Source organism: Natrinema pallidum DSM 3751 (genome assembly GCF_000337615.1).
GTDB lineage: Archaea > Halobacteriota > Halobacteria > Halobacteriales > Natrialbaceae > Natrinema > Natrinema pallidum.
In genome coordinates this window covers 33,311-47,680 of the sequence record NZ_AOII01000032.1, presented here as the reverse complement: position 1 = coordinate 47,680, position 14,370 = coordinate 33,311, and the positions used below count along the sequence as shown (strand labels likewise).

Annotated in this window: 11 protein-coding genes; 3 read left to right on the top strand and 8 right to left on the bottom strand. The window is 66.0% G+C overall.

All coding sequences use genetic code 11. The features are described from left to right. Positions 1 to 169: 169 nt before the first annotated feature. Positions 170 to 1,981, bottom strand: coding sequence for a glutamine--fructose-6-phosphate transaminase (isomerizing) (gene glmS, locus C487_RS04125; RefSeq protein WP_006184422.1), 1,812 nt, complete (start codon positions 1,979 to 1,981; stop codon positions 170 to 172). Positions 1,982 to 2,575: 594 nt separating this feature from the next. On the opposite strand from glmS, the gene C487_RS04120 reads away from it, so the two are divergent. Next, positions 2,576 to 2,755, top strand: coding sequence for a DUF5786 family protein (locus C487_RS04120; RefSeq protein ID WP_006184421.1), 180 nt, complete (start codon positions 2,576 to 2,578; stop codon positions 2,753 to 2,755). Between the two features lie 154 nt (positions 2,756 to 2,909). Here C487_RS04120 and C487_RS04115 read toward each other — a convergent pair whose 3' ends face one another. From C487_RS04115 to C487_RS04090, 6 genes are all read right to left on the bottom strand, one after another. Then, positions 2,910 to 3,689, bottom strand: coding sequence for a helix-turn-helix domain-containing protein (locus tag C487_RS04115; RefSeq protein ID WP_006184420.1), 780 nt, complete (start codon positions 3,687 to 3,689; stop codon positions 2,910 to 2,912). A gap of 256 nt (positions 3,690 to 3,945) precedes the next feature. Beyond that, on the bottom strand, positions 3,946 to 7,173 hold the full coding sequence (locus C487_RS04110; protein WP_006184419.1) for a bacterio-opsin activator domain-containing protein: 3,228 nt from the start codon (positions 7,171 to 7,173) through the stop codon (positions 3,946 to 3,948). A gap of 132 nt (positions 7,174 to 7,305) precedes the next feature. Further along, positions 7,306 to 7,728, bottom strand: coding sequence for a universal stress protein (locus C487_RS04105; protein WP_006184418.1), 423 nt, complete (start codon positions 7,726 to 7,728; stop codon positions 7,306 to 7,308). A 150-nt stretch (positions 7,729 to 7,878) separates the two neighbouring features. After that, positions 7,879 to 8,562 (bottom strand): cytochrome c biogenesis CcdA family protein, encoded by a 684-nt coding sequence (locus tag C487_RS04100; RefSeq protein WP_006184417.1) that lies wholly within the window; start codon positions 8,560 to 8,562, stop codon positions 7,879 to 7,881. Between the two features lies 1 nt (position 8,563). Further along, positions 8,564 to 9,154, bottom strand: a complete 591-nt coding sequence (locus C487_RS04095; protein ID WP_006184416.1) for a TlpA family protein disulfide reductase — start codon at positions 9,152 to 9,154, stop codon at positions 8,564 to 8,566. A 2-nt stretch (positions 9,155 to 9,156) separates the two neighbouring features. Then, positions 9,157 to 9,885, bottom strand: coding sequence for an SCO family protein (locus tag C487_RS04090; protein ID WP_006184415.1), 729 nt, complete (start codon positions 9,883 to 9,885; stop codon positions 9,157 to 9,159). Positions 9,886 to 10,072: 187 nt separating this feature from the next. Here C487_RS04090 and C487_RS04085 point away from each other — a divergent pair, with 187 nt between their 5' ends. Both C487_RS04085 and C487_RS20770 read left to right on the top strand, forming a co-directional pair. Then, on the top strand, positions 10,073 to 11,188 hold the full coding sequence (locus C487_RS04085) for a DUF7350 domain-containing protein (RefSeq protein WP_006184414.1): 1,116 nt from the start codon (positions 10,073 to 10,075) through the stop codon (positions 11,186 to 11,188). A gap of 394 nt (positions 11,189 to 11,582) precedes the next feature. Further along, entirely contained in the window at positions 11,583 to 11,759 is a 177-nt protein-coding gene (locus C487_RS20770) for a hypothetical protein (RefSeq protein WP_006184413.1), read from the top strand. A gap of 298 nt (positions 11,760 to 12,057) precedes the next feature. On the opposite strand, the gene C487_RS04080 is transcribed toward C487_RS20770, so the two are convergent. After that, positions 12,058 to 13,263 carry an orc1/cdc6 family replication initiation protein gene (locus C487_RS04080; protein ID WP_006184412.1) on the bottom strand — a complete coding sequence of 402 codons (1,206 nt, stop codon included), beginning with the start codon at positions 13,261 to 13,263 and terminating at the stop codon, positions 12,058 to 12,060. Positions 13,264 to 14,370 lie beyond the last annotated feature (1,107 nt).

Below are 14,370 nucleotides of genomic sequence, written 5' to 3'. Positions count from 1 at the left end.
TCGCCACGGAGTGACTTCCTCCTGCCGACTCGTCGCGGCACTCCGATAGCTGTCGGTGCGGCTCGTCGTCACCCGCTTCTACTGGGGACGGAGACTCCGCTCGGAAGCCGGACGCTGTCGGCGAGTACTGTCCGCGGCCGGTCGGAACGGGGGACTGAGAGCGGCCGTCCTACTCGACGGTGACGCTCTTGGCGAGGTTGCGGGGTTTGTCGATCGGCCGACCGAGGAGGTCGGCGGCGTAGTACGAAACGAGTTGGAGTTGGACGTTCGCGAGCAACCCGGCCAGATCGGGCTCGGTCTCGGGAATCGCGAGATGCTCATCGGCGGCCTCGACGGCCGGATGGTCGTCGGGACAGACCGCGATCATGGGCGCGCCGCGGGTCTGGGCCTCCTCGGCGTTTTTCAGCGTCTTTTCGTCCTCCTGACCGGTGAAGATCGCGAACACCGGCGTCTCGGGTGTGACCAGCGCCAGCGGACCGTGCTTGAGTTCCCCGGAGGCGAAGCCCTCGGCGTGCTCGTACGTGATCTCCTTGAACTTCAGCGCGCCCTCGAGCGCCACGGGGTAGCCGAGTCCGCGTCCGATAAAGAAGTACGACTGGCTCCCGCGGTACCGCTCGGCGATCCGGTCGGCGTCGGACTCGTCGAGCAGGGTTTCGATCCGTCCGGGCATCGACTCGAGTTCCGGAAGGAGGGTCTCGAGGTCGGCCGCCGGCCCGTCCCGCAGGTCGCCGGCGATGCGCTGGGCAAGCAGCGTGAGCATGACGGCCTGCGAGGAGAACGTCTTCGTCGCCGCGACGCCGATCTCCGGGCCGGCGCGGATGAAGAGGGCGTCGTCGGCCTCGCGGGCGGCCGTCGATCCGACGACGTTCGTCACCGTGAGCGTGGCCGCGCCCTCGGCCCGTGCTCGCCGGAGCGCGTTGAGCGTGTCGGCGGTCTCGCCGCTCTGTGTTACCGCGATCACCAGCGTGTCGTCATCGATCGGCGGGGCCGAGACGCTGTACTCGTTGGCCAGGTGCGCGGTCGACTGCACGCCGGCCTGGGTCAGCGCCAGCGAACCGTAGAGCGCGGCGTGATAGGACGTGCCACAGGCGACGAACTGGATGCTATCGATATCGTCGAACGTGCCCGGTCCGAAATCGGACAGGGCGATCCGTCCGTTCGTCGGATCGACCCGCCCCTCGATCGCCTGGGCCAACGAGGTCGGTTGCTCGGTAATCTCCTTGAGCATGAAGTGATCGTACTCACCCTTGCCCGCCTGCTCGGGGTCCCACTCGACGGTCTCGGACGGCCGCGTAACCGGATTCCCGTCGAGATCCGTGAACTCGACACCGTCTTGGTCGACGATGACGACATCGCCGTCCTCGAGATAGACCACGCTGTCGGTGTACTCGAGAAAGGCCGGCACGTCGCTCGCGAGGAAGTACTCGCCGTCCTCCATGCCGACGACGAGCGGCGAGCCCTGTCGTGCGGCGTAGAGGACGTGCTCGCCGGAGACCATCGCGGTGACGGCGTAACTGCCCTCGAGTTCGGCGATGGCCCGGCGAAACGCCGCCTCGCTGTCGAAGCCGCCGTCGAGGTAGTACTGGACGAGGTGCGGAATGACCTCGGTGTCGGTGTCGCTCGTGAACTCGTAGCCGGTGGCCGCCAGTCGGTCCCTGAGCGCGGCGTAGTTCTCGATGATCCCGTTGTGGACGACGGCGACGTCTTCGCTCTCGTCGGTATGGGGATGGGCGTTCGCGTCGGTCGGCGGCCCGTGCGTGCTCCAACGCGTGTGGCCGATCCCGACCGTCCCCTGAATGGGGTCCCCGATCGACTCCTTGAGTTCCTCGACCCGCCCGGAGCGTTTTGCCACGTTGATTCCCGAGCCGTTCTGGACGGCGACGCCGGCCGAGTCGTAGCCACGATACTCGAGGTTCTCGAGTCCCGTCAGTAACGGCTCGAGCGCGTTCCCGTCGCCGACGCGGCCGATGATTCCACACATCGGCTGTTCACCGACCGGCGGGCCGGTGGGGATGCTCGTGTGGCCCGGACACGGTGTCAGTTTCTAGGGGCGACGCGTCGTCGGCTCGGTCCCCGACCGACGACGGCAGGAGCGGCGACGTGATATCCTGCCGATCCATCGCAAGCGATCGAGATGGTAGACGGTACGCAACCATGAGCGGAATTCATCCCTCCCGAACCCATTACTATAGACGGACTACTAAATCCCGTAGTCCGCAGGTACTCCTTGGCTGACTGTCGATGACCGGCGTTTCGAGTATCGCATCCTGACCGTCCCGTCTGCGAGTGGGTTCCACAATACGGCCGTTTCAGCGCCGCTCACGGCGTTGTTTCGGGTCGAGGGCGGATGTCCGAAAAGTATGATACCCGAACAGCCGACCGACGCTCGTGTACGGGGCATCGAACGACCGGTATCGGCCCCCAACGATCGGTAGGGAGGGGAAACGAGCGGCACGACTCGGGACGCCCGCGAGCGGACGGCCTTCGGCCGCGCAGCGCGGCGAGCCACTGCCGGTCGAGCGCCGGTGATAGAACGAACCGCCACACCTTTTGCGGTGGGGCGGGACGCGTGCATATGGGTTTTGGTAGCTACGACGAATCCGAACAACAAGAGCAGACGACGGACGATGAGGACGTAGAGGCGGTCAACGTCCACGAAAACGACCATCAGGGCGAAATGTCGTTCGAGTCCGACGTCTCGACGGACGAGCTGGTCGACCAGCTCGGATCGATGAAGGACGACGACGAGGAGTAAGGACCGCCCCGGAACGGGATCGATGGGGCCGGAATCGGTCACCCTCGAGCGGACACGGTTCGAGACGATCGACGAGTCGTTTTTTCTCGCGCGCGAACTCGGACGGCGCTGCCACTGCTGAACACCGCTTGCGGTCACCGGCCGGGACGTGCGGTCAGGGGAGCGCCGCGGCGCACAGTTCGCCGATCGCCCGCCGGAGCCGCTGGGAGACCGCCGACTTCGAAACGTCGAGCCGCTCCGCGAGTTCGTCCTGGGAGATGCCCCGCGGCACGTCGAAGTACCCCTCTTCGTGGGCGACGGTGAGGAGTGCCTGTTGTTTGTCGGTCAGGGCGACGACCCCCTCGCTCTCGTCGTCGGAGACCCGAAGGTGATCGACCGTGACTGAGATCTCGTGCTCGCGACAGTAGTCGTTGAACGCGACGAGTCGCTCGCGGTCGGGAAAGCGAAGTTGGACGAGCCAGCCGTCGCGGGAACTCGAGAGATCGAGCAGGCGACCACCGAGCGCGGCGGTTTCCGCGGTAACCGTCACTGCGCGGTCGGTAAGCGTCACGCGGTAGACTCGGCTGTCGGAGTAGCGATCGACAAGCACCGGATCGGTGACGGTCGGATCGGCTGTGAGAGCGGTTTCGAAGGGGTCGAAGTCACGTCCGTAGACGGTGACGAAGACGACCGTCCGGCCGGGTTCGATGGTGGTCCAGTACGCCGGTTCGACGGTGACCGCCGGCGCGTCCCGCAGGGTCGGTCGCAGGAACAGGGCCGCGTGGTCGAGGCGGAGTTGGGCGACGATGCCGCCCTCGGCCTGGGATCGAATCCCCGGCTGCTCGCCCTCGGAACCCGGACCGGGGGCGGCCTCGGTATCGGCACCGGCCACTCCGTCCTTCGAGACGCTCCCGGTGTCGGTCGCGTCCTCGGAATCGGTGATATCGGTGCTCATCGGGCCATCCCCCGTCCGGAGGGACGACCGTCGTAAGTACGACTTACCTCGAACGCGCTCATTGAATGGCTCATTAGGAGCCGAGTACATGATCGTGGACGCTATACACGGACACCGGCTCGAGTTCGGCCTCAATACTGATTCATCGGTCAGTTCGCTATGGTTTCTCGACGGCGCGGAAAGCGTGTGTTACTGGGCCGAAACGCGGCGGTAAACACGTACTACCGTTCGAGATCGGTCGGCCGCCGGTACTGTCTCAGTCCTCGGTCTCGTCGAACAGCGAGGCGAACAGTTTGCGCTGTGCGATCCGGAGATGCCGGCTGAACGTCGGCTGCGAGACGCCGAGGGACTCGGCGACCTCCTCGCCGGTATGCTCGCGGGGCCACTCGAAGAACCCGCCGTGATAGGCCGCCTCGAGCGTCCGTCGCTGTCGCTCCGAGAGGGACTCGGCCAGCGTCTCGAACGGCCGGGTCGAACGCGGCGGCCGCTCGCGCTCCCGGCGAGCGGCCAGTTCCGTCTCCGAGTGAGCCGCCTCGAGCGCGCGGAGGAACGAGCGGACATCGATCGGGTCCCCGAGATCGATCACGACGCTGGTCCGATCGTCGATCGGCGTCACCGATCGGAGGACGCCGCCGTGATCCGCGACCGTCCGCGCGATGGACGGCTCGGTTGCCTCGGTCAGTCGGATCTCGACGACGGGGTCGCCGTTCCCGCGGCCGACGATCGAAACCGAGTCGACCGCCGGCAGCGAGCCGACGACCTCGGGGATCGTCTCCGCGTCGGAGTCGCGGACCGAACAGAACACCGTCGAACCACCGGACGACCGCGGAATCACGACCCGCACGTCGATCCGACGGTCGAGTCGGTCCGCGATCGACGAGAGCGGTTCCGACTCGTCCCGAAGAACGACCTCGAGTTCGGTGACACGATCGGCGAGGAGCGCGCGTTTCGTCTCGATCGCGGCGATCGCATCGCCGGCCACCACCGCGAGGTGTTCGCAGGCCCGGCTAGTGGCGTCGCCGAACGCCGACGGCCGCGTGGCGTACGCGGTGAGCGTTCCGTACCGGAGCGCGCCCGACTCGAGCGGGACGCTCATTGCGGACCGAACCCCTCGCTCGAGGAGCGGTTGCCGCCACGCTCGCGCCGTGCCGTCTCCGTTCGTCCGGCCGGTTTCGGCGGCCTCGAGCGTCTCGAGAACGACCGGTTCGCGGGTCGACGCGGCGTCCGCCGTCGGCGACCCGGCGTGTCGGTCGAGCGAGATTCGAACCTCCTCGAGAAACGCGGCGTCGCGACCGGCCCACGTCTCGGGAACGATCCGCCGGCCACCGTCGTCGGTGTGGCCGACCCAGGCGAGTTCGATCCCGCCGGCGGACTCGACGGACGGCAGGGCGACGACGGCCTCACAGAGCCGTCGTTCCACCGCCTCCCGGGTCGGCGCGTCCAGCAGCGATCGCGTCGCCTCCCGGACCCGTTCCGCGCGTGCCGTGCGGGTCCGTAGTCGCTCCCGGTCGCGCTGACACCCGTCAAGAGCAGCGACGCGCTCGAGCCCCTCGAGCGTCAGTACGGCCGCGTCGGCCAGGGTTTCGATCGGGGCCGTGTCCAGCCGGTCGAACGCCATCGGCTCCGTGCTGGTCGCGAGAACGAGCCCCCGGTCCCCGATCGGGACGGCCAAGAGCCGTTCGGCCCGGAATCCGGGCCGAGCGAGGGTGTCATCGAGACTCCCGCCCTCGTAGACGGTCGGCTCGTCACTCTCGAGGGCGTCGGCCAGCGGGGCGTCGCCGGGATCGATCGCCGGCGGTTCGATCGCGTCCCGGTCACGTTCGGGCGTTCGTTCCGTCGCCACCGCTGCCGGACGGAGGCGGTCATCGACGAGATACCAGATGGCGATGTCGGCGTCGGTACACTCGCGAACGGCATCGGTGACGGCGTCGCGAACGGGACCCGGTGAGCCGGCACGGCGGAGGGTCGCGACGGTTGCCCGGACCGTCGATAACGCGGCGGCCCGCGAGCCGCGCCTGTCGCGGATCACACAGAGCGTTCGGTCGGACTCCGGCAGCGGTACGACGGAGACGGCGACCGGCCGGGGCTGGCCCACATCGGTCGCGAGTTCGCCCGTCACGGGCTCCATCCACCTGACGATGGGCGACCGCGCCCGCTCTCGGACCGTCGCAGCGAGATCGTCGTCGAACACGTCCTCGAGCTCGCGGCCGACGAGCGCATCCGCCTCCGCGAGTTCCAACAGTGCCGTGTTGGCCAGCCGAACCGTCGTTCCCTCAAGCACGGCGATACCGACATCCATCGCGTCGACGATCCTCTCGAGGAGCGCGCGGCGATCCCGGTCCGACGCGGCTGGGACGGCGGTCTCGGCGGGCCGTTCCCTCACGGAGACGGAGACACCGTCGTCGCCGGGGTGGACGGTGACGGAGAGCCGGCGCTCGCGATCGGGGAGTGCGGTCTCGAACTCGACGGACTCGCCCGTCGTGTCGGCCTCGCGGAGCTGGTCGGCGAGTCGGTCACCGAGTCGATCGGGGAGTAGGTCCCAGACGACCGTTCCCGTCGGGACGACGTCACCGTCCGATCGGTCGCCAGCGGTAAACAGTTCCAGCGCCGCTTCGTTGGCATACCGAACCTCGCGCCGCGGACCGAGGGTGAAAAACGCGTCTCCGAGCCGATCGAGCCCCGCTCGTAGCTCGTCGTTGACGGCCGTTTCGACTCCCGGGGCGTCCGTCCGCGTGACGACGATCCCCTCGACGGCCGGGTCCTCGAGTCGGTTCGTACAGGTCAGTGTCGCGACCTGCCAGGTGCCGTCGGCGTGACCCAGCCGGCAGGTGAGCCGTTCGGTCGTCCCGATCGGGGCGGCAGCGACGGCGGCGAGCGTCTCGCGAACCGCTTCGCGATCGGCCGGCCGGACGAGCCGCGTGATCGTGGTTCGCTCGAGTTCCGTCGGCGTATACCCCAACCGGGACTCGACGGCCGGGCTCGCGTACTCGATCCCGCCGTCGACATCGAGCACCCAGACGACCGCCGCGGCGTGCTCGAGGATCGACCGAGGGCGCGCATCTGCGGCTGCCGCGGCCAGCCGGTACCGCTCTCGCTCGGCGGCGGTCCTGACGCGGGCAGTCAGGACCGCGTCGGACGCGGTCGGCTCGACGACATCGCTTGCGCCGGCCGCGAGCGCTCGAGCGGCGTCGCCGTCGTCGACGAGGGCCACGATCGGCCGCTCGCCGGTTCGGGCCGCCAGTTCCTCGAGAGGCGCGTCGGATGAGGGTGATCCGCCGTCCGCACTCGCGAACGGACAGACCAGGCAGTGGATCGCTCGAGCGGCGAGTCGCTCGAGCGCCCCCTCGAGCGTGCGGGCTCTGAACAGAGCCCCGTCATCGAACGCCGCAGCGAGTGTGGTCATGGCGTCGTCGGCGGAGTTGGAGTTACCGACGACTAGGACACGGAGCGTATCGTGGACGACGGTGGCGGTGCCGTCGCTCATCCGGCAGCACCCTCGCGGACGAGCGGACCAGCGGGTATCGTGAGGGGCTCGTCACTATTCCGCATAATACATGTCGAGTTCGTATCGACGCGTAGCACGGGAGGAGGTGTCCGGGTCACTGGAACTGCGTTGTCAGGGTGTGTCGCGAACGGTGAGAACCGGAACCGGTGCGTTCCGAACGATTTCCTCGGCGACGCTGCCCGAGATCAGGTGGTCGAGTCCGGACCGGCCGGCCGTCCCGACGATGACCATATCGACCGGGTTCGTCTCCGCGAAGTCGACGATCCGTTCCTGCGGAACGCCGTGGCGGATGTCAGTTGTGACAGCGACGCCCTCACGGTCCGCCGTCTCCGTTGCACGTTCGGCGGCCGAAACGGCTTCGGCCTCCGGATCGGACCGCAACCGGTCCTGTTTCTCAGCGGCATGGGGGCCGTCCTCGGAGACCGACAGGACGTGGAGCGTGGCGTCGAGTTCCCGCGCGAGTTCGACGGCGTGATCGGTCGCTCGATGGGCAGCGTCGCTGCCGTCCGTCGCAAGCAACAGTTCCTGATACATCGTCTGTCTCCCGTTCGGGAGACGGGAGGATAGGTTTCGGACCTGCCGTTGCCTGCCGGGTTCCGTTCGACGGCCGCTCGGACGCGACCACGGGGATGGCCCGTCGCTCCGGGATGCACGGGCCGCTCCGTCGAGCGGCACCGCTTCGCCTCAGAAGACGCCGAACACGTCGAGCACGACGATCGCGAGATAGAGCTGTCCGACTCCGGCGACGATCATTACGGCCCCCGCAACGCGCTTTAGGAGTCCAGTATAGGCCGCGAGTCGGCCGGCGCTCGCGACGAGTCCCATCCCCGTCGCGACGGTCAACGAAACCATGAGGGCCACGAAACTACCCACGTACGTTCCGAGGAGAATCGCCGCCTCGGTCGTCGGCAGCGACAGTGCCCGGGTGACCACGCCGATGAATATCGGCGCGACACACCCTGCCGCCGCCAGCGCGTAGCCGACCCCGAAGATCGCGAACCCGAGCACGCTCGAGCGTCGCTTGGGGAGCGTGATCGACAGCGTCGGCGCTCGCTCGAAGACCACCAGCAGACCGAACGCGATCAGGACGACTCCGGCGACGACTTCGAACCACTTGACCGTCGACAGCGTCGCGTGACCGACCCAGAACGTCGCCCCGAGCAGGGCGCTGAACGTGACGAGGACGCCGAGTCCGGCGAGCAGTCCCCGACTCAAGGCACCGCCGAGTGACGCCCGCTCGCCGTCGGTCTGACTGACGTAGAAGCCGACATAGCCCGGCAGAAGCGGGAACGAACACGGAGAGAAAAAGGTCCCGATGCCGGAGATCAGCCCGAACGTGAGGGACATGACGAGCGTCGAGTCGACCATCCTATTCGGCCCCGTTCGCTGGTTCGCTCGCCTCGAGTGCGCGTTCGATTCCGGCGACGAGTTCGTCCGCGGTCTTGACGCCGGAGTCGGACCATCGAACCGTCCCCGAAGCGTCGATCGACACGGCGGACGGGTAGGGCGTTCCCCAGTACCGGGACGTGAGTTCCGCGGTCGGATCGAGACCGATCGTCCAGTTGCCGTCGTGTTCCACCCACCAGTCCCTGAGTTCGGCGTCGCTGATCGACTCGGTCGTCACGGATAGGAAGACGACCTCGTCGCTGACGCGCTCGTGTGCCGTCGCGAGCGCGTCCATCTGTTTGATACAGGGGGAACACCACGTCGCAAAGAAGTCGACGAACGTCGGTCGATCCGGCGTCGGAACGCGGACAGTGCCGGCCTCGCTACCCGGGGCGTCGACGGTTTCGATCTCGTAGGGGTCGTGTTGTTTCCCCACGATACCGGACGAGTCGTCGCCATCGTCCTCCTGCTCGGTGACGGCGGCCGGTGACGGGACACCGAACGCAGCGACCGCACCGCCGCCGGCAATCACGCCCGCACTGCCGAGTCCAGCGAGGAGGTCGCGGCGACGCATCGCTACTCGTCCACCCCCACGACCGTTCTCGTGTCGTCGACCATCACCTGCGTGTTGACCGCATCGCGCTGGGTCGCCGCTTTCGGATACGCCCGCTCGACGATGCCGCGCTCGTTGACGAGTTGGACGAGCGCCGAGTGCGTGAACGTGTACGCACTGTCGGCGTCCGTCGACTCGTTGTCCGATGTGGCGGTCGACTCACCGTCGTTCCGTCTGAGCGGCAGCCCGAACGTCTCCTTGAGCATCGTCTTGGCCGTCTCGTTGTCTTCCGGTCGAAGGAAGTGCCAGTGTCCCGCATCGACATCGATGCCCATTCGCTCGCCGTGCGTACGAAGGGCGTCGGCCGTATCGCGGTCGGGATCGAACGTAAACGCGAGCAACGCGAGATCATCCTCGTAACCGCTCTCGAGGGCATCCGCCTGTATCCGACGGAGGTGCTGGAGCAGTTGTTGACACATCCCGTCGGGACAGGACGCGTAAAAGTACGTGATGACGAACGGGCGTTCGTCGATGACGTCCTCGAGCGACAGCATCTCGTCGGCGAGCGGGTCCCGAACGGAAAACTCCGGAAAGTCGTCGCCGTGAATCGGATACAAGGGGTCTCCGCGTTGCTGTTCTGGCGGCTCGAGCACGGTATCGCTTGTGCCGCCACCGAGCGTGTCACCAAGACAACCGGCAACGCTTGCGAGTCCCGTCATTCCGACCGTGCCGAGGTATGTCCGCCGGTCCATGTCTGACTCGAGGGAACGCCCGATCAAAGGTTCATTGGTTCGGTTCACGAAGATCGAACGTTCATCGAGGAGGTGAGCGAAAGGCGTGGGGCGGCTGTCTGCGGTCCGGGCACGGACCGCACCCCTCGCAGCGCGTTCGATCGGCGAACCAACAGGCGTTTTATCGCCGGCGGCGAAGGACCGCCCAATGAATCGCCGGGGCTTTCTCCGCGGAACAGCCACGATCGGAGCCGTCGGAACCGTCGGCACCGCCGGCTGTCTCGAGGGGCTGGGGTTCGAAGAAGAGTCCGCGTGGGCGAACCCGCCGCTCGTCGAAAACCGTCCTGACGCCGTCTACCTCCCGTCCTCGCGCGAGGAGATGCGGACCTACGGAATGGCGGCCGACGGCGACTACGCAGTGTCACTTTCCTATACCTTTCCACACCGGTTCTGGACCGTCGAGGCGACCAGCGACGGGAAGCAACGCGTCGCGGTCGAAACGGACGATACCCTCCATCTCATGACCACCCTCTGGGATCGCGAAACGCGAACCGTCCTGCCGGTGGACATGCGACTCGAACTCCTGCAGGACGGCTCGCCAGTCGACGCAGGCATCTCGTCACCGTGGCCGATGCTCTCCCAGCGGATGGGCTTTCACTACGGCGACAACGTCGGGCTCCCCGGCGAAGGCGAGTATACGGCCCGCATCCGGGCCGGTCCCGTCACGCTCGAGCGAACCGGCGCGGTCGAGGGACGACTGGACACCGCAGCCTCGCTCGAGGTCGACTTCGAGTACGATCGCTCCGACATCAACGAGCTCTCGTTCGAGACGCTCGACGAGGACAAATGGGGTAACCGTGATGCCTTGTCGCTGATGGACCACGGCGACGGCAGCGGGTCTCACGGCGGTAATCTCGGCCCGCCGCCGACGGGACGGGAGCCACGGATCGCGGACATCCCCGGCGACTCGCTCGGGACCCAGCGCAGCGGCGACGCGGCGATTACCGCGTTCGTGTCCGACGCCGACCGGTTCACCGACGGCGGCACCTACCTGGCGGTCTGCCCGAGAACGCCGTACAATGACATCATCCTCCCGCTTACCGCTTTGTCCGTCGCCGTCGAACGTGACGGAGAGGTCGTCCGTGAAGGGGAACTCGTGGAAACGCTCGACGGCGAGATCGGCCATCATTACGGGCTCGAATTCGACGAGTTCGTGGCGGGCGATCGGGTGACGATTACCGTCGATTCGCCTCCGCAGGTGTCCCGCCACGACGGCTACGAGACGGCGTTTTTCGAGTTCGACGAGATCACGTACACTATCTAATCGTCCAGACGGCGTCCGGACCGTGAGTCGCGTCGTCCGGCCCGGGAGTCGGTGCGTGCCGGCGTGTTCGAGGGTGACACTCGAGCTGCGAGCATCGGCAGTCGGACACTGTCGGGAGCGGCAGTGTCGCCGCCGGAATCCCGTGTGGTGAGCGAATGCGGACGGTCGTGGGAGCCGGCTCACCGATTCAGGCCGGAAAGAACGGCTTTCGGAGCGGAAACAGTTCCTCCAATCGAGTCGAACCGGCGGACGGGCGATCGATGGAGCCGTCGCAGCAGCTCCGGTCGCTTCGCGACGTAAATCGCCTGCTACGGCGCTCGATCGGCCGGAAGGGGGCGACAGCGGTCGCGTACGGCTCCGATAACTATCGGGGAGCGTCGAATACGCTCGAGCGATGTCCCGGACAGGTCACGCGGAGATGCGGATCGGCTGCCCGGAATGCGAGACGACGGTCAGCGCCACCGTTCCGCCGGGACCGGGTATCCACCCGAAGAGCGATTCGAACCCGCTCCGGGGAACGGAGACCCGGTGTCGGAACTGCGGTCACGAACTCGACCTCTACTACTACTGATACCGACCGCGACTGTCGAACTGGCTGTCGAGTGCGCCACAGACTGCCATCGAACGTCGACGCCGACTGCCGAACCGACCGGTCGGTGGACCGACCGGCGCACGGGATTGGTTACGAGCGCGAGCGTCGCGGCCGCTGAAACATCCGTGATCCCGTCTCTCCCTCGACTGTTCCGGTCCCCATCCTCGGCTGTTATCTTCCGGAATGACACCCACACCGGGTTTCCGGTGAAATGTCGGCGCGTTGCGATTGGCGCGTGCTCCTCGAGCAGCCGGTCCGCGTCAGCGGTGGCGGACGGCTACGACTCGTCGGTTTCGACGAGCACCGTCCGGACGACGTCCGGATCCTCGAGCAACTGGTGTTCCGTGTAGCTCCCCTCGGCGCTCCCGCCGCTCCGACGGGTCTGCTCTAGAATATCGAGGAACGCGTGTTCTTTCAGCAGGTCGCGAACGCGCCGGAGCGAGAGGGGATCGGAGCGTTCCTGGCGGCAGATCTCCTCGTAGACGTCGTAGATCTTCGTCGTTCGGAACCCGTCCTCGTCGGCCGCATTGAGCGAGAGGACGGCGAGGGCCTGTAGGACGTACCGGGAGTGGGGCGTCGATCCGCGGATGAGTTCCCGGAACCGGTCGGTTTCGGCCCGCTCGCGCGCCTGGACGACGAACTCTTCCCGAACCGTCTCGTTGCCCTTCGATTGGGCGATTTCCCCGGCGTATCGGAGGATGTCGATCGCCTTCCGCGCGTCGCCGTGTTCGCGGGCCGCGAGGGCTGCGGCCCGCGGAATGACTGACGGCTCGAGGACGCCGTCCTTGAACGCGTCGCTGCGGGCCTGCATGATGTCCCGAAGCTGGTTCGCGTCGTACGGCGGAAAGACGAACTCGCGTTCACAGAGGCTCGACTTGACTCGCTCGTCCAGTCGGTCCTTGTACTTGATCTTGTTACTGATCCCGATGACGCCGATCTTGCACGACTCGAGTTTGCCGGCCTCGCCCGCGCGCGAGAGTTGCATGAGAATATCGTCGTCGTCGAGTTTGTCGACTTCGTCGAGGATCACGAGGACGACATCGTACTGGGTGTCGAGCACCGTCCAGAGGCGCTTGTAGTACGTCGAGGTGCTGAGCCCCTTGTCCGGGATTCTGATGTCAGTGATCGCCGGCTCGTTCAGCGAGTGGGCGATCGTCTGGACGGCCTGCGTCTCCGTATTGTCCTGAGCACAATCAACGTAGGCGAACGCGGAGGTGACGTCTTCGTCCCCCGCGACGCGGACGGCCCGTTCCGAGATGTACTTCGCACAGAGGGATTTGCCCGTCCCCGTCTTCCCATAGATGAGGAGGTTACTCGGACTTTGCCCGAAAATAGCGGGGTTGACCGCGTTCGCGAGTTCCGAAATCTCGTCGTCTCGACCGACGATCCGGCCCTCCGCCGGGAGATGATTGATCTCGAGGAGTTCCTTGTTCTCGAAGATCGGGTCGTCGCGCGTGAACAGGTCGTCGCCGGAACTCGACATAGTCGAACACCATGTTTCCGGTGAAATAGCCCTTCCGTTTGCCACCGGCGACTCGAGCGGGGAACTCGGCGCGGTGACACAGTCCAGTAGACCGGTCGTATGACGGTTGTGGACCGATTGTGTGGCGACTACAGGTTCGACGTGCCGGTCAGAACCGTTTCGTTCGTCAAAACGAGCCGTGCAAGATCGATCGCGAACACACACCGTGTTTCCGGTGAAACGGGAGAACGTCGTGGATCGTGTCCAGTTGAAACAGGGGTTACGGTGCGGCGGAAATCCGGTATCGGATGCCACCCGTGCGGAAATCACCGGTATTGACGAGCGATACCGACCGGCACCAGTGACGGGAGCAAGCATCGTCTCGCCGCTCGCACTCTCCGATCACCCGTGAGAAAAAGTCCGATTCACTTGGCGAGCTTTTCTCATATTTGCTATTTATATATTTCTATAGAGCGAGTACAGAGCGAGGGAAGGTCCGTCAGTTCGCAGTCGGATGTCGTGCTGAGGTCTCTCGTATCGATTTGTTCCGTCCCATGTCGACTAGTTGCCTTAACCGAATAACTCGAGTAGCACGATCAAATAATCCGGATCGAATAATCCAACAGAATCGAACAATCCGGAGACTGGATGTAATCGCGCAGCGTAACACGGCGTGATCGAACGAACCTCTTTCCGAGCACTTTCACCGGAAACGCGGTGTGTGTCCGAACGAGTGCCGGCTGCCGTTCGGACCGGTGGCCGAGCCCATACTCGAACTCGGTCGGAAGCGGCATCTCGCTTGGTGTCACCCTGCGCTGCTGTTGCCACGCTATCGTTGCCACACGCTGTCGTCTCGTGTCCGTCTCTATTCGTTCTCTACCCACGGAGACGAGTGCCGATCGACGCAGGAACGGCCCTGAATCGGTCGGCCTGAGCCAGCCACGGATCGGGGTTCTCGAGTTCGCCATCCCGGTCGACATCGGTCCACAACTCGGCGTCGTTTCACCGGAAACACGGTGTGGGTGAGAGCAGTTCACACTGCTTTGATCCGCCCAGCCGGTCCGACTATTCCAGAGGCGCAGCCGGTCGGTAAATTCACCGGAAATCCGGTGTGCCGACATCCCGGAC